Origin of the sequence: Caulobacter flavus, from assembly GCF_003722335.1 — a bacterium.
GTDB classification, from domain to species: domain Bacteria; phylum Pseudomonadota; class Alphaproteobacteria; order Caulobacterales; family Caulobacteraceae; genus Caulobacter; species Caulobacter flavus.
On sequence record NZ_CP026100.1, the window covers coordinates 578,114 to 598,639 of the forward strand.

Sequence of the window (20,526 nt, forward strand, 5' to 3'; positions counted from 1 at the left end):
TAAGGGAGCCGGATACTGCTGAGGGGTCAGAGACCATGAAAACCGCACTGTTGGCCGCCGTGGCCGGCGCCGCGCTCGCCTGCGCCGTCGCCTCTTCCGCCTCGGCCGGCGAACTGATCGTCGGCGCCTACAAGCACGACGTCACCTTCATCGGCGAGGCCGTGGGCCTGGGCGCCGCCGGCCGCGAGGACGGGGTCGACCTGCACATCGGCTACCGCACCGATCGCCTGGAGAACGTCCGCTGGCTGGGCAAGCCGCAGGTTCACGCCTTCGTGTCGCTGAACAGCGAGAACACCTCCAACTTCGTGGCCGCCGGCCTCAGCTGGCCGATCGATTTCGGGGCCGAGGGCGGCTTCTATTTCCGTCCGGGCATGGGCCTGGCCTACACCGACGGCGAGACCGGCCTGCCGCCGGTCAACGAGCCGGGCATCAGCCAGGCCGAGATCGACCGCCGCCTGAAGCTCTACAACACGCGCATCGATTTCGGCTCCAAGGTGCTGTTCCAGCCGGAACTGGCGCTGGGCTACCGCTTCAACGACAAGTGGGCCGCCGAACTGTCCTACGTGCACCTGTCGAACGGCCAGATCTTCCACCAGGGCAAGAACCAGGGGCTTGACGATCTGGGCGTGCGCCTGCTTTACGCCTTCTGACTTCGCGGGGGCCGGCTGACGGCCCCCGCCCGTCACCGACAATCTGACGAACGTCCGCCGCCGAGTCCTGTCGAAGGGCCGCGGGCGCTACCGGGCAGGTGACAAGGCATATCCGTATCATGGCCAACGTGACCGTCGTGGGCGCCCAGTGGGGCGACGAGGGCAAGGGCAAGATCGTCGACTGGCTCTCCAACCGGGCCGACGTCGTCGTGCGCTTCCAGGGCGGCCACAACGCCGGCCATACGCTGGTGGTGGACGGCAAGGTCTACAAGCTGGCCCTGCTGCCCTCGGGCGTCGTGCAGGGCAAGACCTCGGTCATCGGCAACGGCGTCGTCGTCGACCCGTGGCACCTGCTGACCGAGATCGGCAAGATCGCCGACCAGGGCGTCAACATCACCCCCGAGCTGCTGGTGCTGGCCGACAACGCCACCCTGATCCTGCCGCTGCACCGCGACCTGGACCAGGCGCGTGAAGCCGCCTCCAGCCAGAAGATCGGCACCACCGGCCGCGGCATCGGTCCGGCCTACGAGGACAAGGTGGGCCGTCGCGCCATCCGCGTCGCCGACCTGGCCGACCCCGAGGCCCTGAAGCCGAAGATCGAGCGCCTGCTCAGCCACCACGGCGCCCTGCGCCGGGGCCTTGGCCTGCCCGACGCCGACGCGGGCCAGCTGTTCGACCAGCTGATGGAGATCGCGCCGAAGATCCTGGCCTACGCCCAGCCGGCCTGGCGGGTGCTGGACCAGGCCAAGAAGGCCGGCCGCCGCATCCTGTTCGAAGGCGCGCAGGGCGCCCTGCTCGACGTCGACCACGGCACCTATCCGTTCGTCACCTCGTCCAACACCGTCGCCGGCCAGGCCGCCGCCGGCTCGGGCATGGGCCCCAAGGGCCCGGGCTACGTGCTGGGCATCGTCAAGGCCTACACCACCCGCGTCGGCGAGGGCCCGTTCGCCTGCGAACTGCAGGACGAAGTCGGCAAGCACCTGGCCACCATCGGCCGCGAGGTCGGCGTCAACACCGGCCGTCCGCGCCGCTGCGGCTGGTTCGACGCGGTGCTGGTGCGCCAGTCGGTGGCCATCAACGGCATCGACGGCATCGCCCTGACCAAGCTCGACGTGCTGGACGGCCTGTCGCCCCTGAAGATCTGCGTCGGCTACAGGATCGGCGACAAGGTCGTCGACTACCTGCCGGCCGGCATGCGCGACCAGGCGGCCGCCGAGCCGATCTACGAGGAGATGGAAGGCTGGAGCGAAAGCACCGCCGGCGCCCGCTCGTTCAAGGACCTCAACGCCAACGCCATCAAGTACGTGCGCCGCGTCGAGGAACTGATCGGCGCCCCGGTGGCCCTGCTGTCGACCAGCCCCGAGCGCGACGACACCATCCTGATGCGCGACCCGTTCGAGGGGTGATCCCCCTCCGGCCCTCCGGGCCGCCTCCCCCAGAGGGGGAGGATCTGGGCCGCCGAGATGCTTCCCCTCTGGGGGAGCTGTCGCGGAGCGACTGAGGGGACCCTCTCCCACGAGGGAGAGGGCGCTCCCGCCATCCGCTAATCCCCATTCCGGGGACTACCTACGGTCACGGTTAGCGTTTGCTTAGGCCGCGAGCCGTATGGTTTCCCCCGTACACCAAGGGGGTTCCTGATCTTGTCCGCGCGTCGAAAGCTCGCCCCGGTTCGCAAGCCGGACCGCCTGACGCGCAGCCTGCGCGCCCTGGAGCGCACGGCCTCGACCAGCCGGGTGCTGAACCTGCTGGCGATCGCCGCCGACAGCAGCCAGCGCCCCGAATATTCCCAGCACCCGCTGTTTCGGAACCGGGTCCTGAACAACGCCCTGATCGTCAAGCACCGCCTGCGCAGCGACGACCTCTTCCTGTTCGACGAGGCGCGCCCGACGGCGACCAAGATCATCATCCCGTTCGAGCGCAGCGACCTGTCGCTGGGCGGCCAGTCGTTCTTCGTCGGCCAGCGCGGCTGGATCGACCTGCTGCGCGAGGCCTGCAACGACCCGTCGGACATGACGCGCGACCTGGCGACCCTGCGCATGATCGACATGCTGCCGTCGCTGGATCCGTTCCTGCTGCGCGAGCATCTGCGCCGCCACGGCATGATCGTGGCCCCCTGCTACTTCGCCCTGTCGCCCGGCGACCTGGAGCAGATGCAGGGCTTCGTCACCGTCGAGATCTCGCGGCTGATAGACCTGGCCTATCGCGACACCGGTCGCACCAACGGCGCCCACGCCGCCCGCCTGGTCGAGGCCCTGCTGTCCACCGACGTCGACGAGCGGCTGGAGCCGCTGCGCGAGACCCTGGTGCTGGAAGGCGAGAGCTTCCGGGAAGGCGTCTTCAGCTGGAAGGGCTTCCTCTATTACAAGTGGATGCTCACCCGCCTGTGGCCGCAGCTGACCGCCACGGCCGGCGAGATCGGCCAGATGGTCATCACCGGCGCCCGAGAGGCCGAGACGGCCCGCTATGTCGACGACGCCCGCAAGCGCCTGCAGCACGGCGTGGTGGTCGAGCGCGCCTCGATCCTGCGCACGCTGAAGGTCTATGACGACGCCTTCGAGGACCTGATCGACAACGGCAAGCCGCAAGCCTTCCGCGAATTCCTGCTGCGCGCCCCCGACATGTTCCTGTCCCTGGGCGAGAAGGTCGGGGTGATCTCGCACATCGCCAGCTTCTGGCGCTACCGCTTCCCCGAAGGCCAGCCGGCCATCGTCGACGTCGAGGAAGCCGTCGACATCCTGCAGGATTTCGATTCCGGCCTGTCGGCCTCGCTCGCCATCTGAAACGGTCGTTCTGACGCACAGGTCGGGCGCGTAATCATCAAGCGGTTTTTTACCCTCATGGGCTAAGACTCGGGGTCCGATCTTCTGGAGACCCCGCCCCGTGTTCGACGGCAACCCTCGCACCCTGCAGCGCATCGCCGCCAAGATGCAGCGCGTGCTGGTCGTCGACCCGAGCACCGCCGCCGTCCGCCTGCTGGGCGACCAGCTGCGCCACGTGGGCAACGTGCAGATCTTCGCCGCCCCGACCGTCGAGCAGGGCTGGGGCATGGTCCGCACCGTCGACCCGCAGATGATCTTCGTCGAGCACGCCAGCGCCGGCGTCGACGGCCTGGCTTTGGCCCGCAAGATCCGTCGCAGCGACCTGGCCTGCCGCCAGGCCCCGATCATCATGTGCACCGCCGAAGCCACCGCCGAGGCGATCTTCGGGGCGCGCGACGCCGGCATCCACGAGTTCATGCGCAAGCCGTTCACGATCAAGGATCTGGAGCGGCGCCTGGAAGCGGTGACGCTGAAGCCGCGCGACTGGGTGGAGGCCGTGCAGTACGTCGGTCCCGACCGCCGCCGCTTCAACTCGGCCGAATACAAGGGCCCGCGCAAGCGCAAGGCCGACGCGGCCGGCACGCCCGCCGCACGCCTCTCGCAGGCCCTGCGCATCGTCAAGTCCGCCGCCCAATCGCTGGACAGCGATCCGGCCCAGGCCCGCCGCGCCCTGGCCGCCCAGGCGGCCGAACTGCGCGCCGTCGGCGAGGCGGTGAAGGAGCCGCGCCTGATCGAGGCCGCCAACGCCCTGGGCGCGGTGACCCAGGTCGAGACCACCGGCGCCATGGCCCGCGCCGAACTGGTCAAGCGCATCGACGTGCTGATGGGCTTCATGACCGACGAGGGCAACGGCCGCGCGGCTTGAGGGATCCACCCCTCTCTCGCTTCAGCGACAGAGGGGGCGACCGCCTCCTCTGAGCCCAGCCTCGCCCCCTCCACCACTTCGTGGTCCCCCTCCCCCGTTCACGGGGGAGGAACAAAGAAAAAGGCGGCGCCCTTTCGGACGCCGCCTTCGTCTTTTCGAACCGTATGGCCCCGATCAGAACGCCATGCGGGCGATCAGCTGGAACACCGGGCCGGCCTGCTCGCGCTCGAGTTCGTACTCGTCGAAGCTGCGGTCGACCTGGTCCTCGATGGTGGTGAACTTGTTGAAGCTTTCCTTCTTGGAGGCGTCCAGCAGGTTCGAACCGGTCAGGCGGACGGTGATGTCCTTGCCGATGCGCTTCTCGACGAAGATCTCCAGGTCGCCGCCGTAGGTGGTGGTGACCTCCTCGCCGACGACGCGGCTGTAGGCCTCGCCCTGCTTGCGGTAGGTCGCGCCGAACGAGGCGCCCCAGGTCGGCAGGTCCTGGATGAAGCCGACGTTCAGCACGTAGTCCGACTGGCTGTTGAACTTGCGCGAGCCGAACTCGTCGTCGATGTCGCTGTCCAGCCACGAGTAGTTCAGGAACACGCCGGTGTTGTCGAGACCGACGAAGGTCAGCGGGGTCGACAGGTCGAACTCGACGCCCCAGACCTTGCCGTCGCCGGCGTTGCGGGCCGAGTAGACAAAGGTGCCGTCGCCCTCGCTGCCTTCAGCGCCGGTGTTGTACAGTTCCAGCAGGTCGTTGACCTTGCGGTAGAAGACGTTGACGCCAGCGACGCCCGAACGGCCGAGACGGCGCTCGTAGCCGACGTCGAGGCCCCAGGCGGTTTCCGGCTTCAGGGTGGGCACGCCGACGAAGTCGTTGTCGCCCAGCTCGGCTTCCAGGGTCGCCGGCGAAAGGTACTCGAAGCTCGGGCGGCGCACGGTGCGGGCCGTGGCGGCGTACAGCTGGTCGGTGTCGGTCAGATTATAGCGCAGCGAGGCCGACGGCAGCAGCTCCTTGTAGTCGTTGTCGTAGGTGTCGCCCGAGGTGCGGTCCTCGATCGAGACGTCGGTGGTCTCGTAGCGCAGGCCGGCTTCCCACTTCAGCGCGCCGGACTTGCCCGACAGCATCACGTAGGGGTCCAGGCGGGTCTGCTCGAAGCTGGCGTCGCCGCCAGCGATCGGGGCGTAGGCGCCGAAGGCCGGGACGGTCGTGGCCGGCAGGTTGTAGCGGTTGCGCGGAACCTCGGTGAAGAGGGTGTCGCGCTCCTTCTTCTCGTACTGCAGGCCGAACTCCAACTCGGCGCCGAACGACAGGTCGCGCTCGTGCTCGACCTTGGCCGAGAACTCGGTGTCGTCGATCTTGCTGCGCGACTTGTCGCGGGTGATGCGGTCGCCGTCCGGGAACGGGATCGCGTCGCGCAGGTACTCGATCTCGTCCTCGAACTCGTCTTCCTTGCCCTTGAAGCCGGCGTAGCCGAGCTTCACCGAGGTGCGGCCGCCGAGCATCTCGCGCTTGTACTTGCCGGTCAGCGACCAGCTGTCCTGGTCGATCTGGACGTCGTTGTTGTTGATCGTCTGGATGTTGGCGCTGGTGCGGATGTCCTTGGCGTACTCGATCGAGTCCTCGTCCTGCAGGCGGTCGGTGCGGACGAAGAAACCGGCCAGCTCCAGGTCGCCGCCGGCCACCGGAACCTGGTAGCTGGCGTTGACCGAATAGTCGGTGCCGTTGCGGACGTCGGTCTGGACTTCGCTGTTGTCGAGCGTGCCGTTCGGCTCGTCGTAGCGCAGCGACAGCTTCTGCTTGGGATTGCGGCGGCCCTGGATGTTGGCGCCCACCAGCAGGCGGCCGGGGCCGACCTGGCCGCCCCACACGCCGCCGACCGTCTCGCGGATGCGCTTGTCGTCGAACATCATCGCGCCGGCGCGGACGAAGCCGCCGTCCAGGGCGTAGGCGTCGCGCAGCACGATGTTGATGGCGCCGGCGACGGCGTCGCCGCTGCGGTTGGCGCTGGCGCTGCGGACGATCTCGATGCGCTCGATCAGTTCGGCCGGGATGCGGTCGACGAAGAACGAGCCGTCGGCGCCGGCGCCGAACGCGCCCGAGCCCGAACCGGCGCCCGGGATCTTCTCGCCGTTGATCAGGATCTGGGTGTAGGCCGGGTCGAGGCCGCGCAGGCGCACGCCATCCGATTCCAGCACGTCCGACAGGAAGGCCACCGAAGGCACGCGCTTGAGGGCGTCGCCGGCGGTCAGCGGCTCGAAGCGCTGGAAGTAGTCGAGGCCGTACTCGAGGACCGGAGCGGTCTCCTCGGTGCGGTTGCGATAGGCGATCTGGGCCTGGACCACGACTTCCGAGGCCGTGACCGGCGCGTCGGCGGTGGCGATCGGCGCATCGGCCGGAGCGACGTCGGCGGCCGCGGCCTGGGCGGCGAGCGCCAGCGGAGCGATGGCGCACAGCGCCAGCAGAGCGGTCTTCTTCATCGGAACATCCCCACGGACACTCCGCGCCCAGGCCCGACACCTGGAGAACACGGGTGTTCTTGTCGGGGGAGGGCATAGTTTCGCCACAACCTCTGAACCAGAGAAGTTTCGGCGACAGTTTTATTGCGGTTTTATGTAGGTGCGCGGATGATCCGTGCACGGATCACACTAGCCCCCCCCTTTTCCATCGAAGAGGAACCTCCCCCCGTGGGGGAGGCGATCGCGCAGCGATCGGTGGGGGGCGTGGCCGCAAACCCGACCAGCGCGCTGAAAGCTGAAAACGTCCCCCACCGGCCTTCGGCCGCCTCCCCCAGAGGGGGGAAGTTCCGAAAGCCGGCGCTGGCTTTTGTCAGCTAAGGCAGGTGCGCTGGATTTCGGCGCGCAGCTCCGGCAGGCCCAGGCCTTTTTCCGACGAGGTGGCGATCACCCGCGGGAAGGCGGCCGGGCGCTTGGCGATGGCCTTGAGCGTATCGGCCACGACCTTGTCGACCTCGGGCGGCTTGATCTTGTCGGCCTTGGTCAGGACGATCTGGTAGGACACCGCCGAGATGTCGAGGGCGTCCATCGCCTCGGCGTCGACCTTCTTGAGGCCGTGGCGCGAGTCGATAAGCAGGTAGACCCGCTTCAGGTTCGGACGGCCGCGCAGGAACTGGCGGCCCAGGTCCTGGAACTTGCTGGCCGTCGAGCGCGAGACGCGCGCGAAGCCATAGCCCGGCAGGTCGACCAGCCGCAGCTGTTCGGCCAGCAGGAAGAAGTTCAGCTCGCGCGTGCGGCCCGGCTCGTTGGAGGCGCGGGCCAGGTACTTCTGGCCGACCAGACCGTTGATCAGGCTGGACTTGCCGACGTTGGAGCGGCCGGCGAAGGCCACTTCGGGCAGGTCGGCGGGCGGCAGGCCGTCCATGCGGACGGCCCCCATCATGAACGAGACCGGCTGGGCGAACAGCACCCGGGCCGCCTCGATCTCCTCGTCGGTGTAGAGCGGCTCGATCGGATCGGTCATCAGGTCGCCGTCGCGGTCTTGCCGATCAGCCGGCCGATGATCTTGTCGATCGGGTTGTCGACCTTGTAGCGGCGCATGATGATGTACTGCTGCACGATCGTCAGCACGTTGCTCCAGCACCAGTAGATCACCAGGCCCACGGCGAAGCCCGACAGGGTGAAGGTGAAGATGATCGGGAACAGCTGGAAGATCTTCTGCTGCATCGGATCGCCGGCCGGCGGGTTCATCGCCGTGGTCAGCCACATGGTGAAGCCGTAGAGCAGCGGCCACACGCCCAGGTGCGCGATCATGGCGCCCAGGAAGGGCAGCGAACCCGGATCCCACGGGATCAGGCCGAACAGGTTGAAGATCGTCGTCGGATCCGGCGCCGAAAGGTCCTGGATCCAGCCGAAGAACGGCGCGTGCCGCATTTCGATGGTGACGGTCAGCACCTTGTACAGCGAGTAGAACACCGGAATCTGGATCAGCATGGGCACGCAGCCCATGAACGGGTTGATCTTCTCCTTGGCGTACAGCGCCATCATTTCCTGCTGCTGCTTGGCAGGGTCTTCCTTGTGCTTGGCGCGCAGCTTCTCGACCTCGGGGGCGACCTTCTTCATCTTCGCCATCGACTCGTAGCTCTTGTCCGCCAGCGGGTAGAGGATGAGCTTCAGGGCGACGGTCAGCAGCATGATGGCGATGCCGAAGTTGCCGACCAGCTTGTAGAAGATCTCCAGCACGTTGAAGATCGGGCGGGTGATCAGGGCGAACATGCCCCAGTCCACGGCCCATTCGAAGCGCGGGATGGCCTGGGCCTTCTTGTCCCAGAATTGCCACCAGGCCGGGGCCTGGCCTTCGCCGTACTCGTACTTGCGCAGCAGCGGCACGGTCTTGGCGCCGGCGAACAGGCGGGTCGTCTCGGTGACGGTCTGGCCCGGGTTCACCGTCTTGGCGACGGCGGCGAAGTTGGCTTCGTAGACGTCCACGCCGCCGACGGGCGTGACGTTGTACTGGGCGTTGATGCGCTCGTTCTGGGTCGGGATCAGGGCCGTCAGCCAGTACTTGTCGGTGATGCCGGTCCAGCCGCCGACCGAGGTGATGGTCTGCTGCGGCTTGTCCTTCTTCCACTTCTGGTACTTGGACTGCTCGAGCTTGTAGTCCTTCTCGCCCAGCATGCCGATCGCCCCTTCGTGGACGATGTGGTTCTTGCCGAGGTCGGCCGGGACGCCCCAGCGGCGCACCGAGGCGTAGGGCGTGATCGAGACCGGCTGGCCGCCGTTGTTGCGGACGCTGTCGGTGACGGTGAACATCGCGTCGGCGTCGACGGCGATGGTGCGGTTGAACACCAGGCCCGCGCCGTTGTCGTAGGTCAGGGTGACGGGCGAGCCCGGGCGCAGGGTCTGGCCCGGCGCGGCGGTCCACACCGTGTTCTCGCCCGGCATGGCGCCGAGGTTCTGGCCGCTCCAGCCGAACAGCGTGAAGAAGGCGTTCTCCGCGCCGGCGGGGCGCAGCAGCTCGACCGGCGGCGAGGCCTTGTCGGTGGTCTGGCGATAGCGCTTGAGCAGCAGGTCGTCGACGCTGCCGCTCTTGAGCGACACCGAGCCCGACAGGGTGGGCGTGTCGATCGGGATGCGCGGGCTGGCGGCCTTGGCGGCCTCGCGCGACAGCTTGATCGGCTGCGGCTTGCCGTCCGGTCCGATGGCCATGCCCGGATTGGCCGCGGCGGCCTGAGCCTCGGCGGCCTTCCTGGCGCGGGCGGCGGCTTCCTGCTTCTTCTGGTTCGGGCCCAGCACGAGGAACTGGTAGCCGATCAGGATCGCGAACGCGCTGACGATGAAGATCAGCGTGTTCTTGTTGTCGTTCTGCATGGACACTTAACCGGGATCGGAGGGATCGGACGCAGGCGCGTGCGAATGGGGTGAAGCGGGCGCGGCAGGGGCGGGCGGAACGGTCCGTTTGCCCCCGCGGTCGATTTCGGCCGCGAGGCTTACCAGCGCGGATTTTACATCGTCAAGCAAACGCCCCCACGGCCGCGAGCGCGTGCCGCCGCGGGCGATGAACACATAGTCGCAACCGGGCCGTCCATGAAGGGGGAGAAGCAGCCTGGCAGCCTCGCGCAGGCGTCTTTTGGCGCGATTGCGCTCCACCGAGCCGCCGACCTTCTTGGAAGCGGTGAAGCCGACCCGGATCAGGGCGTCGTCGTCGCCCCGGGGGCGCAGCTGCATGAAGACGGCGCCGCGCGACAGGGAAGGCGCCTTGGCGGCCTTGAGGAAGTCGGCGCGCACCTTGATGCGCTCGATCTTCGGACCCGCTGCGACCGGGGCGGAAACCTGGAAATCGGTCATGAAAAAAGCCGCCCTTTCCGGCGCAGGCTGAAGGCCTGGTTCTGGGAAGGGGCGGCTTTTGTCATGTCGTACGATCCCGCCGAAGCAGGAAAGAAGAGCGGGAAACCCGCTCTTAGGCCGTCAGGCGCTTACGGCCCTTGGCGCGGCGACGCGCGACGATCTTTTGACCGTTCTTGGTGGCCATGCGGGCGCGGTAGCCATGACGGCGGGCTCGCACGAGCTTCGACGGCTGGAATGTCCGCTTCACGACGTGGCTCCGAATATAATAGCGTTGACGCGGAAGCTGGTTGGCCGCCGCGAGTGAGGGGCGGTGGATAAGCGACGGGCCGGGCGATGTCAACCGCGCAAAAACGCCGGAAGCCGAGTCTGGCCAAGGGCTTGGCCCTCTAGGCCCTCGCGCTTCCCAACAGCACGAGCGCGAAGATCGACCAGTCGAGGGTCAGATGGGCCGCGAACGAGGACCAGACGCTTTTCGTCAGCAGGTAGGGAATCGTCAGCACCAGCCGCGCCGCGCCGATGACCAGCAGCACCTGCAGGAGGTTCCAGCCGTAGGTCGGCAGGTGCAGCAGGCCGAAGATCGCCGCCGACAGGATCCACGCGCCCGCGATCGCCCTGTGCTTCGAAAGGCCCAGGCGGCCGTGCAGCAGGGTCAGCAGGGCCAGGAACGGCACGAGGGTGACGATCTCCTCGCCCAGCAGCTGGGGCGCCGTGCCGCCGATGAACACCAGCCGCCGCATGCCCTCCAGCTGGGCCACGATCACCGCGGCGGGGTTGGAGACGGCCGGGCCAAGCCGGCTGAAGACGAAGGCGACCACGCCCGACACCGCCAGGACCAGCGGCGCGAAGGCCACGCCGATCAGGATGTCGAGCAACCTGGGGCGCGGAAACAGCGCCATCCATCCCCTCCCCGCCCCTAGGGTCAGGCCGGCCAGCGGCAGGATGACGAACAGCAGCGGCGCGACCAGGCCCGGCAGACCGCCCAGAGGACCGCGCGGCACGAGGATCAGGGCCAGGAAGCCCGCCACGCAGCCGCCCAGCGCCAGGACCCAGCCCGTGGCCGACAGAGCGACCGGCGCGCCGCGATAATAGGGGAAGTCCCGCCTGGCCATGTCGAAGCTCCGCTGTCGCGAGGATTAGGATCCGGCTTCGCCCGCCGTGTATAGCGCCCGCCGCGCGCGCTGTGGTGGAAAGGCTGGAACTGGCCGGAAAACGGCTGCTATCACCAAGGCGACCGGTGGAGTGCGTCGCCCGTGGACCTTCTGAAAATCCTTAGAAGCTTCGAGGAACTGCTCTTCGAAGCCATGACGTGGCTCTACTTCTATCCGCGCACCATGCTGCGGATCATCGCCCGACCGATAAGCACCATGGCCTACTCCGACCGCGAGGAAGGCCAGCCGGAAGACCAGCGCTACGACGACTCGCTGAGCCCGCCGGTGCTGCTGATCATCACCCTGGTGATCGCCAACGCCGTCGGCTGGGCGGTCCATGCGCCTCAGCCGGCTGGGGCCGCGTCGCTGTCCAAGATGATCTTCGACTCCCAGCAGAACCTGCTGATGTTCCGCTGCCTGCTGTTTGGCCTGACGCCCCTGGTGGTGACCCTGACCCTGCTGCGCAAGCAAGGTCAGGTCGTTTCGCGCAAAACCCTGCGGCGACCGTTCTACGCCCAGTGCTACCTCGCCTCGCCGGTGGCGCTGACGGTGTCGCTGGGCCTGATGACCGTGCAGAGGAACACCCCCGGTTTCATGGCCCTGGGCCTGGCGGTCATCCTGGCCTCGACCGCCTGGCTGCTGACGGCCGAGACCCGCTGGATGGCGCGCCACCTGAAGACCAGCCTCGTCCGCGCGGCCGTGATGGCCGCCAGCGCCATAGTTCGGGCGCTGTTCTACATGTTGCTGATCCTGCTGCCCGTGGCGCTGGTCTAGGGCGTCAGTAGGGCTCCATCGCCCGCACCTGGCCGCTGGACGAAACCGTGCAGCGCGAGCGGTACGGGCCGGTGGCCATGGTCAGCTCCCAGTCGCCCCGGCCCAGATCGCGCGCGCTGATCGGCACGCTGCCGCCGTAGGGACGGTTCTGGAATTCGTCGGCCCGGCGCGAGCAGGCCTCCTGCGCCGAGCGTGGCGCGTTGCGGACGTAGCGGGTGTTGGAGAAGCGACGATTGTCGCGCTCGGACTGCCCGGCCAGGAAGCCCTCGTGGTAGCCCTCGCTCTCATGGCGGTCGTCGTAGTCGGAGCCGTAGAGGGCGGCCTGATAGCCCCGCTCGTACTCGGCGTCGTGGTCGCGGTCGGCGTCGTCGTGGTGCTTCTTGTGCGCCGCCAGGGCCGCGGCCAGGCCGACGATCGCGACGCCCGCCACGACGGCCGAGGCGTCGGAGCCCGAGCTCTTCTTGCGGCACATGCCGCGGGCCTCGACGATGGTCAGGTAGCGGCCGTCGCGGGTGGTGACCTGCACGCATTCGTCGCCCCGGCGCCAGTAGCCGAACTTGGCCGAGCCGCCTTCGTCGACGTGGTCCAGCGCATAGCCGCGATCCTGCAGCTGGCTTTCACCGCCGGCGGCGCGAGCGCCCACCAGGTCGCGCAGATTCGAAGGGATCTGGGCCGCGGCCGGCGCCGCCCCGGAGATCATCCCCGCCACGGCGGCGGCGGCGACGAGTTGACGACGGACGGACATGCGGCGGCTCCATGACGGAATCGGGGTCGCGACGCGCGCCCCACGACAGGTTGAACCACGGCCAATTGACACGGCAAAGACGCAGATCCGCCAATTCGCGGCGAATCGGCAAGAAATTTCGTCCGACGTTAAACGGCGATCAAACATGACCGCCTAGGTTCCCCGCTCCTCACCTTTCACGCGGCCGCCAGGCCCCTCAAGGAGCGTCTCGTGCCCCAGCGTCCGTTCCGCATCTTCGACCGCCAGCCCGCAGGGCCGGCCGCGTCGAACGAGAACGACGCCGGCTGGCTGCGCTATCGCAACCTCAAGGTCGAGGCGGTTATCTTCCTGCTGCTGCTGGTCACCTTCGCCGCGATGCTGGGCAAGAGCGCCCTCACCCGCCAGACGCTGGAACTGTCGCCGCGATCGACCCAGTACGCCGGCTACGCCTTCGCCGACGACGAGAACGGCGGCCGCTCGAGCGTGACGCCCGATCCGAACCGGCCGATGGCCTGGTCGTGCGAGATCCGCGCGGGCGTCGCCTATCCCTACTGCGGCTACGGCATGCTGCTGAACCTCGGCGCCAAGGGCCGGGGCCTCGACTTCTCGCGGTACCAGACCCTGACCCTGCGCCTGAACTGGCGCGGCGAGGCCGACCGCCTGAAGGTGCTGCTCAAGACCGCCCCGCCGGCCGCCCTGCGCCATCGGCTCGGCGACCAGGACGTGCCGCTGGCGGCCGAGGTGTCGGTCGTCCCGGGCGCCAACACCATCGTCCTGCCGCTGGACCGGCTGGCGCTCGAGCCGTGGTGGCTGTCGAGCCACGGGGTGTCGCGTCGCGACGTGACGCCCGAGCTCTCGGACGTGCGCTCGATCGCCGTGGCCATCAGCGACGCCCCGCCCGGCTCGCTGGCCGTGTCGATGGACTCCGTCGCCGTCGAAGGCGTCCAGCTGTCGGACGAGCAGTGGTACCTGATCATCCTGGGCGTCTGGCTGCTGATGATCGGCGCGTTCCTCGTGCATCGCCTGCTGGGCATGCGCCGCGACTTCGAGACCCGCCAGCGCCAGCAGGCGGACGAGGCCCGCGCCCTGTCGGACGCCCGCATCGCCGCCGAGACCGCCAACGCCGCCAAGTCGCAGTTCCTCAGCCACATGAGCCACGAGCTGCGCACGCCCCTGAACGCGGTGATCGGCTACAGCTACTGGCTCAGCCGCGGGAACCTGGATCCCAAGCAGCGGACGGCCGTCGACGCCATCCGGTCCAGCGGCGAGCACCTGCTGGCGGTGATCACCGACATTCTCGACCTCGCCAAGATCGAGGCCGGCAAGCTCGACCTGCAGCCGGTCGCCTTCGACCTGGCCGCCTGCCTGGTCGAGCTGGACCAGATGTTCCGCCTGCGGGCCGAAGAGAAGGGGCTGGCCTTCGTCGTCGAGCAGGCCCCCGAGGTCCCCGGCCAGATCGTCGCCGATCCCAAGCGGCTGCGGCAGGTGCTGATCAATCTGCTGGGCAACGCCGTGAAGTTCACCGACGCCGGCTCGGTCACCCTGCGGGTCGACCGACTGGAGGACGGGGCGGGCGAAACGGCGCGCCTCCGCTTCACCGTCGAGGACACCGGCATCGGCATCGCGCCCGACCAGCTGGACGCGATCTTCCGGCCGTTCGAACAGGTCGGCGACGCCTCGCGGCACGTGGGCGGCACCGGTCTTGGCCTCAGCATCACGCGCCAGATCCTCGAGACCATGGGCGGCGAGATCCGCGTCGACAGCACGCCGGGCCAGGGCAGCCGCTTCGTGGTCGAGGCCTCGGTGGGCCGGGTCGAGACGGCGACGGCGAAGCTTCAGGCCTGACCCACCTCAACCACCGTCGCGCCCGCCGCCCGCAGCGGCGCCAGCATCTCGGCCGGCAACCCCGGCTCGACCAGCACCGCGCCGATCTCCGCCAGGGGCACGATCCCGTAGGGCGAGGCCGCGCCCAGCTTGTCGCGGGTGGCCAGCACCACGGTCTCGGCCGACTGGCGGGCGATCAGCCGCTTGATCGCGGCCTCCTCGGGATCGCCCGTGGTTACGCCGGTCTCGGGGTGCAGGCCGGTCGCGCCCAGGAAGAACAGGTCGGCCCGGACCCGCGCGATCGCCTCGGCCGCCGCCGCGCCGACTGCGACGAGCGAATGCTTGAACAGCCGGCCGCCGACCAGCTCGACCTCGACGGACGGGTGCTCCGCGAGCGCGACGGCGATGCTGGGGCTGTGGGTGACCACGGTCGCCCGCAGATCGGCGGGTAGGCTCCGCGCCAGCCGCGCATTGGTGGTGCCGCCGTCGAGAAAGACGATCTGGCCCGGCTGGATCATCCGCGCCGCCGCGCGCGCCAACCTGGCCTTCTCCGCCGTCGCCCGCCCCTCGCGCACGCCGAACGCCGCCACCGCCGGCGAGGCCGGCAGGGCGCCGCCGTGCACCCGCTGCAGCAGGCCCTCGGACGCCAGTTCCCGCAGGTCGCGCCGGATGGTGTCTTCCGAGACGCCCAGGCCCTGGCTGAACGGCTTGGCGACCAAACGGCCTTCCGCGCCCAGCACCCGCAGGATCAGCGCCTTGCGCTCCGACGTCAGCATATATGCACGAACCTTCTTGACTCCGCACGATACTGCACGAATTTAGACACCCAATCCAGGCCCTCCCCAAGGTTCCGTCATGAGCATCGCCGATCGCGTCCGCGTGGAGGACGTCACCGTCCTGTCCGACGACTGGTACACCCTGAAGAAGACGACCTTCTCGTATCGGCGCGCCGACGGGACCTGGCAGCGGCAGTCGCGCGAGACCTACGACCGGGGCAACGGCGCGGCGATCCTGCTCTACGACCCCGCGCGCCGGACCGTCGTTCTGGTCAGCCAGTTCCGCTACCCGGCGTTCGTCAACGGCCACGACGACCTGCTGCTCGAGGTTCCGGCCGGCCTGCTCGACGACGCCGAGCCCGAGGCCCGCATCCGCGCCGAGGTCGAGGAGGAGACGGGCTTTCGCGTGAAGACGGTGCGCAAGATCTTCGACGCCTTCATGAGCCCCGGCTCGGTGACCGAGCGGCTGCACTTCTTCGTCGGCGAATACGCGCCCGAGGACCGGGTGTCGGCCGGCGGCGGCGAGGCCGACGAGGGCGAGGACATCGCCGTCGAGGAGGTGGAGATCGAAGAGGCCCTGGCGATGATCGACACCGGCGCCATCCGCGACGCCAAGACGATCATGCTGCTGCAATACGCGGCGCTGCGGCTGTTCCCGGCGCGGTAACGACACGAAGCGCGGGCGGCAGAAATTCAAACAATCGTTTGACTTCGGCGACACCTCGCCGCCTACTCCCCGCGTCGATCGCCGAGGGAGACGGCCATGGCCTGGGATTTTCTGGTCGCCAAGTCCGACCTGCGCAGCACGCGGTTCCAGGACGTCGACCCGCCGCCGCTGCGGGACGGCGAGGTCCGGCTGGCGGTCGAGAGCTTCGCGCTGACCGCCAACAATGTCACCTACGCCGCCTTCGGCGAGACCATGCGCTACTGGGACTTCTTCCCCGGTCCCGACGGCTGGGGCCGCGTGCCGGTCTGGGGCCATGCCCGGGTCGAGGCCTCGGCCCATCCCGAGGTCGCCGTCGGGCGACGCTTCTACGGCTTCCTGCCGATGTCGACGCATCTGACGGTGCAGGCGCGGCCCGGCCGCGCGGGCCTTTCCGACGCCGCTCCGCATCGCCAGGGCCTGGCGGCGGCCTACAACCACTATCTGGCCGTGGACGACGACGGCGGCCAGGACGACTACCGCGCCCTGTTGCAGCCGCTGTTCATCACCTCGTTCCTGATCGAGGACTTCCTCGACGAGCACGACCGGTTCGGCGCGGCCTCCGTCGTCCTGACCAGCGCCTCGGCCAAGACGGCGATCGGCCTGGCCTGGCTGCTGAAGGCGCGCGGAACGGTGAAGGTGGTCGGCCTGACATCACCGCGCGGCCGGGACTTCGTCGAGGGACTGGGCTGCTACGACCAGGTGCTGGCCTATGGCGAGCTGCCGGGGGCTTCGATCGCGCGGCCGGCCGTCTCGATCGACTTCGCCGGCGACGCGGGCGTGCTGCGCGCCGTGCACGAGACCTTCGGCCAGGACCTGGCCTATTCGATGCTGGTGGGCGGCGCCCACTGGGAGGCCGGCGGCGGCCAGGGCGGCCTGCCAGGCCCCAGGCCGGTGTTCTTCTTCGCGCCCGACCGCATCGCCAAGCGCCGGCAGGACTGGGGCGCCGGCGGGTTCGAGCAGCGTTACGGCGCGGCGTGGAGCGGCTTCGTCGCCGACGCGCCGCGCTGGCTGCACGTCAATCGCTCGCAAGGTCCCGAAGCGATCGCGGCCGCCTGGCTGGCCCAGGTCGACGGCCGCACCCGGCCCGATACCGGCGTGACCCTGGCGCCCTAACCGCCGGCCTTGACGGCGTCCCAGGTGCGGACGCCCGAGCCCTGGCCCAGCGCGGCGCGCAGCCAGGCCAGGTTGTTGTCGACCATCTGCGGCGGCAGGTCCTGGCGGGCCATGCGCTCGGCCTCGTCGACGCGGCCCTGCAGGCCGACGACCAGGGCGAGGTTCTGGCGAATCTGGATCGTCGAGGACGGCATGGCCACGGCCTTGCGCAGCAGGGCCTCGGCGCCGGCCAGGTCGCCGTGACCGGCCAGGTACATGGCGAGATTGGCGGCCGGGACGGCCTCGTTCGGGGCCAGGGCCACGGCCTGGCGATGGGCGACCAGGGCCTCGTCTTCGCGCCTGGACTGCTCCAGGGCCACGCCCAGCAGCGACTGCGGACGCCAGTCGCGCGGCGCGGCGGCCGCAGCGGTTCTGGCCGGCTCGATGGCGAAGAAGCCCTCGCCCCGCGCCAGCTGCACGCGCGCGGCCTCCAGCAGGGCCTCGACGTCGCTCGGGTGCGAGACCAGCACGCGGCTCGCGGCGGCGGCGGCGTCGTCGTAGCGGCCCAGGGCGCGCAGGGCCTGGGACAGGCCCACGCCCGCCTCGGCGTCGCGCGGGTCGGCCTCGAACTCGCCGCTCCAGAAGGCGGCGCGGGCCAGCGGATCCAGGCGGCGGGCCTCGGCGCGTTCGGCCGCGCTCGCCTTGCGCGGCGCGGCGGGCTGAGCGGCCGGCTGGGCGGCGACTGGCGCGCTCTTGCCCGCCTTGTCGCCCTTGTCGGCGGCCATGACCGGCGCGCTCAGCAGAAGAATGGGCGTCAGGACGGTTGCGAGCAGGGCAGGCTTGCGACACATGGAAGGCATGTCTCCGGAAGGTGGGCCGAGCATCGCGCGGCCCCCTCAAGGAATCGTTAAGCATAAATTCGCGAAGGCCCCGGCCCATGACCGAACCCCTGATCACTTCGTCCTCGCGCGGCGCGGCCGACGGTCCCGTGATCCCGGTGCACGCCCTCTGGGAGGACGAGCTGGCGGCCTTCCTCGACGCGCGGCCCAGCTTCGTGCGCGGCTTCGCCCAGCTGTCGGACTTCTCGGCCAAGGCCGGCCAGACCGTGGCCGTGCCCACCCCCGAAGGCGCCCTCGACCGCGTGCTTTTCGGCCTGGGACAACGGGTTAAGGGCGGCCCTGGCGGCGGCCCTGGCGGCGGCAAGCCCGACGCCATGGCCTTCCGCGCCCTGCCGGCCAAGCTGCCGGCCGGCGACTATCGCCTGCACGCCGTCCCCGAGGGACTGGACGCCGCCCAGGTCGCCCTGGCCTTCGCCCTGGGGACCTATCGCTTCGACCGCTTCAAGGCCCGGGGGGCCGATGGGGCGCGACGCCTTGTCGCGCCGGACGGGGTCGAGGTCGCCGAGGTCCAGGCCATCGCCCACGCCTGCGCCCTGGCCCGCGACATGGTCAACAGCCCGGCCAACGCCATGGGCCCGCGCCAGATCGAGACCATCGCCCGCGAGATCGCCGAACAGTTCGGCGCCAGCTTCTCGGCGATCGTCGGCGACGCCCTGCTGGAGCAGAACTATCCGGCCGTCCACGCCGTGGGCCGCGCCGCCGTGCCCGAGCGCGCGCCGCGCATGCTGGAACTGCAGTGGGGCGACGAGAAGAACCCGGTCGTGGTCCTGGTCGGCAAGGGCGTGGTGTTCGACACCGGCGGCCTCGACATCAAGCCCTCGGCCGGCATGCGGCTGATGAAGAAGGACATGGGCGGCGCCGCCCACGCCCTGGCCCTGGCCCGCATGGTCATGGCCGCCAAGCTGCCGGTGCGGCTGGTGGTGCTGGTCCCGGTGGTCGAGAACGCCATCGCCGGCGACGCCATGCGCCCGGGCGACGTGCTCGACAGCCGCGCGGGCCTCACCATCGAGGTCGGCAACACCGACGCCGAAGGCCGCCTGATCCTGGCCGACGCCCTGACCCGCGCCGCCGAGCTGTCGCCGGCCCTGACCATCGACCTGGCCACCCTGACCGGCGCGGCGCGCATCGCCCTGGGTCCGCAGGTGATCCCCTTCTACACCCCCGACGACGCCCTGGCCGGACAGATCGAGACCGGCGCCCGCAAGGCTTCCGACCCCGTCTGGCGCATGCCGCTGTGGGACGGCTATCGCGAGGCGCTGGAAAGCGACGTCGCCGACCTGAAGAACGACCCCGACGGCTGGGCCCAGGCCGGGTCGGTGACCGCCGCCCTGTTCCTGCAGCGGTTCGCCCCGACCAGCGGATCGTGGGTCCACCTCGACATCTTCGCCTGGAACCCCAAGGGCGCCCCCGGCCGTCCCAGCGGCGGCGAGGCCCAGGCCATCCGCGGCCTCTACGCCATGCTGAAGGCCCGGTTCGCCTGATGGATCCGCGCCTCACCCTGGCCCGCCCCGACCTGGCGGACGTCGCCCTGCAGGGGATCGTCGCGGCCGAGCGCTACGAGGCCCCAAAGCGCCGTCAGGTCGCGACCCCGACCGCGGCCCTGCGCAAGGCGCCCGCCGCCGACGCCGAGCAGTGGAACCAGCTGCTGTTCGGCGAGCGCTTCGCCGTGCTCGACGTCAAGGACGGCTTCGCCTGGGGCCAGGCCGCGCGCGACGGCTATGTGGGCTGGGTGGCGGAGGCCGATCTTGCTCCCGTCGGCGAGCCGGCCACCCACCAGGTGGCGGTCTTGAGAACCTATGCGTTCGGCGCGCCCGACATCAAGTCGCGGCCGCAGGGACTCTATTCCCTCAACGCCCTGGTGACGATCGAGGCCCGCGAGGGGCGCTTCGCCAAGGCCGCCGGGGCGGGCTGGTTCGTCGAGGCCCACCTGGCGCCGATCGGCCTGGCCGCCGCCGTCGACCCGGCCGAAGTCGCGCTCGGCTTCCTGGGCGCGCCCTACCAGTGGGGCGGGCGGGAATCCCTGGGCCTGGACTGCTCGGGGCTGGTGCAGCAGGCCCTGGCCGCCTCGGGCCAGGCCGTCCCGCGCGACACCGACATGCAGTTTTCCTTCTTCGAGGCCATCGAAGAAGCCGACCGCCGGCGCGGCGACCTGGTGTTCTGGAAGGGCCACGTGGCGATCCTGCTGGACCGCGACACCATCGTCCACGCCAACGCCCACCACATGGCCGTAGCCATCGAGCCCCTGGCCGAAGCCATCGCCCGCATCGACGCCGCCGGCGTGGGCCGGCCGACGGGGTGGCGGCGCGCCCGGACCTCGCCCCCAAGCGTCGCCTAGTCGACACTGGCGCCCTCGAAACGCGAACAACGGCAACGGGTTACCTCGCCACTCGCCTTGAGCGAGGCCCGTTGTTGTCACGCCGCCGCTTTACCTTTATCGCGACGCATTCTCACCTGTCGGA

At 69.6% G+C, this 20,526-nt stretch carries 19 protein-coding genes; 10 read left to right on the plus strand and 9 right to left on the minus strand.

The annotated features are described in order from the left end of the window. Positions 1-35: 35 nt before the first annotated feature. The 4 genes from C1707_RS02775 (at position 36) to C1707_RS02795 (ending at position 4,334) form a co-directional block, all read left to right on the plus strand. Positions 36-650 (plus strand): acyloxyacyl hydrolase, encoded by a 615-nt coding sequence (locus C1707_RS02775; protein WP_101711625.1) that lies wholly within the window; start codon positions 36-38, stop codon positions 648-650. Between the two features lie 119 nt (positions 651-769). Beyond that, complete coding sequence (locus C1707_RS02780; protein ID WP_101711624.1) at positions 770-2,056, plus strand: adenylosuccinate synthase; 1,287 nt, start codon at positions 770-772, stop codon at positions 2,054-2,056. A gap of 228 nt (positions 2,057-2,284) precedes the next feature. Beyond that, positions 2,285-3,430: a hypothetical protein gene (locus C1707_RS02790; RefSeq protein ID WP_101711623.1), complete on the plus strand. Its 1,146-nt coding sequence runs from the start codon at positions 2,285-2,287 to the stop codon at positions 3,428-3,430. A 145-nt stretch (positions 3,431-3,575) separates the two neighbouring features. After that, a complete protein-coding gene (locus tag C1707_RS02795) occupies positions 3,576-4,334 on the plus strand; it encodes a response regulator (RefSeq protein ID WP_101711840.1) in 759 nt (252 codons plus the stop codon). A gap of 174 nt (positions 4,335-4,508) precedes the next feature. Here the strand turns inward: C1707_RS02795 and C1707_RS02800 are convergent, their stop codons facing one another. From C1707_RS02800 to C1707_RS02825, 6 genes are all read right to left on the minus strand, one after another. After that, a complete protein-coding gene (locus C1707_RS02800) occupies positions 4,509-6,800 on the minus strand; it encodes a TonB-dependent receptor plug domain-containing protein (protein WP_101711622.1) in 2,292 nt (763 codons plus the stop codon). A 349-nt stretch (positions 6,801-7,149) separates the two neighbouring features. Beyond that, complete coding sequence (gene yihA, locus C1707_RS02805) at positions 7,150-7,800, minus strand: ribosome biogenesis GTP-binding protein YihA/YsxC (RefSeq protein WP_101711621.1); 651 nt, start codon at positions 7,798-7,800, stop codon at positions 7,150-7,152. After that, positions 7,800-9,647, minus strand: a complete 1,848-nt coding sequence (yidC, locus tag C1707_RS02810; RefSeq protein ID WP_101711620.1) for a membrane protein insertase YidC — start codon at positions 9,645-9,647, stop codon at positions 7,800-7,802. Before yidC ends, yihA begins: the two co-directional genes overlap by 1 nt. 6 nt (positions 9,648-9,653) lie before the next feature. Beyond that, complete coding sequence (gene rnpA, locus C1707_RS02815) at positions 9,654-10,124, minus strand: ribonuclease P protein component (protein WP_101711619.1); 471 nt, start codon at positions 10,122-10,124, stop codon at positions 9,654-9,656. A gap of 112 nt (positions 10,125-10,236) precedes the next feature. Continuing rightward, entirely contained in the window at positions 10,237-10,371 is a 135-nt protein-coding gene (gene rpmH, locus C1707_RS02820; protein WP_012284717.1) for a 50S ribosomal protein L34, read from the minus strand. 139 nt (positions 10,372-10,510) lie between these two features. After that, a complete protein-coding gene (locus C1707_RS02825; protein WP_101711618.1) occupies positions 10,511-11,233 on the minus strand; it encodes a CPBP family glutamic-type intramembrane protease in 723 nt (240 codons plus the stop codon). 141 nt (positions 11,234-11,374) lie between these two features. Here C1707_RS02825 and C1707_RS02830 point away from each other — a divergent pair, with 141 nt between their 5' ends. Beyond that, a complete protein-coding gene (locus tag C1707_RS02830) occupies positions 11,375-12,046 on the plus strand; it encodes a hypothetical protein (RefSeq protein ID WP_101711617.1) in 672 nt (223 codons plus the stop codon). A 4-nt stretch (positions 12,047-12,050) separates the two neighbouring features. Here C1707_RS02830 and C1707_RS02835 read toward each other — a convergent pair whose 3' ends face one another. Continuing rightward, entirely contained in the window at positions 12,051-12,791 is a 741-nt protein-coding gene (locus C1707_RS02835; RefSeq protein WP_101711616.1) for a hypothetical protein, read from the minus strand. Positions 12,792-13,001: 210 nt separating this feature from the next. Here C1707_RS02835 and C1707_RS02840 point away from each other — a divergent pair, with 210 nt between their 5' ends. Continuing rightward, positions 13,002-14,615, plus strand: a complete 1,614-nt coding sequence (locus C1707_RS02840) for a sensor histidine kinase (RefSeq protein WP_101711615.1) — start codon at positions 13,002-13,004, stop codon at positions 14,613-14,615. Here the strand turns inward: C1707_RS02840 and C1707_RS02845 are convergent. Further along, a complete protein-coding gene (locus C1707_RS02845; protein WP_101711614.1) occupies positions 14,606-15,370 on the minus strand; it encodes a DeoR/GlpR family DNA-binding transcription regulator in 765 nt (254 codons plus the stop codon). The genes C1707_RS02840 and C1707_RS02845 overlap by 10 nt on opposite strands. Positions 15,371-15,449: 79 nt before the next feature. Here C1707_RS02845 and C1707_RS02850 point away from each other — a divergent pair, with 79 nt between their 5' ends. Beyond that, positions 15,450-16,037 (plus strand): NUDIX domain-containing protein, encoded by a 588-nt coding sequence (locus C1707_RS02850; protein WP_101711613.1) that lies wholly within the window; start codon positions 15,450-15,452, stop codon positions 16,035-16,037. A gap of 96 nt (positions 16,038-16,133) precedes the next feature. Continuing rightward, positions 16,134-17,189, plus strand: coding sequence for a DUF2855 family protein (locus tag C1707_RS02855; RefSeq protein WP_101711612.1), 1,056 nt, complete (start codon positions 16,134-16,136; stop codon positions 17,187-17,189). Here the strand turns inward: C1707_RS02855 and C1707_RS02860 are convergent. Then, positions 17,186-18,019, minus strand: a complete 834-nt coding sequence (locus C1707_RS02860; RefSeq protein WP_101711611.1) for a tetratricopeptide repeat protein — start codon at positions 18,017-18,019, stop codon at positions 17,186-17,188. The two genes, C1707_RS02855 and C1707_RS02860, sit on opposite strands and share 4 nt — an antisense overlap. A gap of 86 nt (positions 18,020-18,105) precedes the next feature. Here C1707_RS02860 and C1707_RS02865 point away from each other — a divergent pair, with 86 nt between their 5' ends. Continuing rightward, the gene (locus C1707_RS02865) at positions 18,106-19,548 is read left to right on the plus strand and encodes a leucyl aminopeptidase family protein (protein WP_101711610.1); all 1,443 of its coding nucleotides are present in this window, start codon (positions 18,106-18,108) and stop codon (positions 19,546-19,548) included. Continuing rightward, positions 19,548-20,402 (plus strand): C40 family peptidase, encoded by an 855-nt coding sequence (locus C1707_RS02870; protein WP_180896901.1) that lies wholly within the window; start codon positions 19,548-19,550, stop codon positions 20,400-20,402. Before C1707_RS02865 ends, C1707_RS02870 begins: the two co-directional genes overlap by 1 nt. Positions 20,403-20,526: the final 124 nt, after the last annotated feature.

Coding starts and splice junctions, on each gene's coding strand:
- C1707_RS02775 (WP_101711625.1), top strand. CDS start 36: ATGAAAACCGCACTGTTGGCCGCCGTGGCCGGCGCCGCGCTCGCCTGC.
- C1707_RS02780 (WP_101711624.1), top strand. CDS start 770: ATGGCCAACGTGACCGTCGTGGGCGCCCAGTGGGGCGACGAGGGCAAG.
- C1707_RS02795 (WP_101711840.1), top strand. CDS start 3,576: ATGCAGCGCGTGCTGGTCGTCGACCCGAGCACCGCCGCCGTCCGCCTG.
- C1707_RS02800 (WP_101711622.1), bottom strand. CDS start 6,800: ATGAAGAAGACCGCTCTGCTGGCGCTGTGCGCCATCGCTCCGCTGGCG.
- yihA (WP_101711621.1), bottom strand. CDS start 7,800: ATGACCGATCCGATCGAGCCGCTCTACACCGACGAGGAGATCGAGGCG.
- yidC (WP_101711620.1), bottom strand. CDS start 9,647: ATGCAGAACGACAACAAGAACACGCTGATCTTCATCGTCAGCGCGTTC.
- rnpA (WP_101711619.1), bottom strand. CDS start 10,124: ATGACCGATTTCCAGGTTTCCGCCCCGGTCGCAGCGGGTCCGAAGATC.
- C1707_RS02825 (WP_101711618.1), bottom strand. CDS start 11,233: ATGGCCAGGCGGGACTTCCCCTATTATCGCGGCGCGCCGGTCGCTCTG.
- C1707_RS02835 (WP_101711616.1), bottom strand. CDS start 12,791: ATGTCCGTCCGTCGTCAACTCGTCGCCGCCGCCGCCGTGGCGGGGATG.
- C1707_RS02845 (WP_101711614.1), bottom strand. CDS start 15,370: ATGCTGACGTCGGAGCGCAAGGCGCTGATCCTGCGGGTGCTGGGCGCG.
- C1707_RS02850 (WP_101711613.1), top strand. CDS start 15,450: ATGAGCATCGCCGATCGCGTCCGCGTGGAGGACGTCACCGTCCTGTCC.
- C1707_RS02855 (WP_101711612.1), top strand. CDS start 16,134: ATGGCCTGGGATTTTCTGGTCGCCAAGTCCGACCTGCGCAGCACGCGG.
- C1707_RS02860 (WP_101711611.1), bottom strand. CDS start 18,019: ATGTGTCGCAAGCCTGCCCTGCTCGCAACCGTCCTGACGCCCATTCTT.
- C1707_RS02865 (WP_101711610.1), top strand. CDS start 18,106: ATGACCGAACCCCTGATCACTTCGTCCTCGCGCGGCGCGGCCGACGGT.
- C1707_RS02870 (WP_180896901.1), top strand. CDS start 19,548: ATGGATCCGCGCCTCACCCTGGCCCGCCCCGACCTGGCGGACGTCGCC.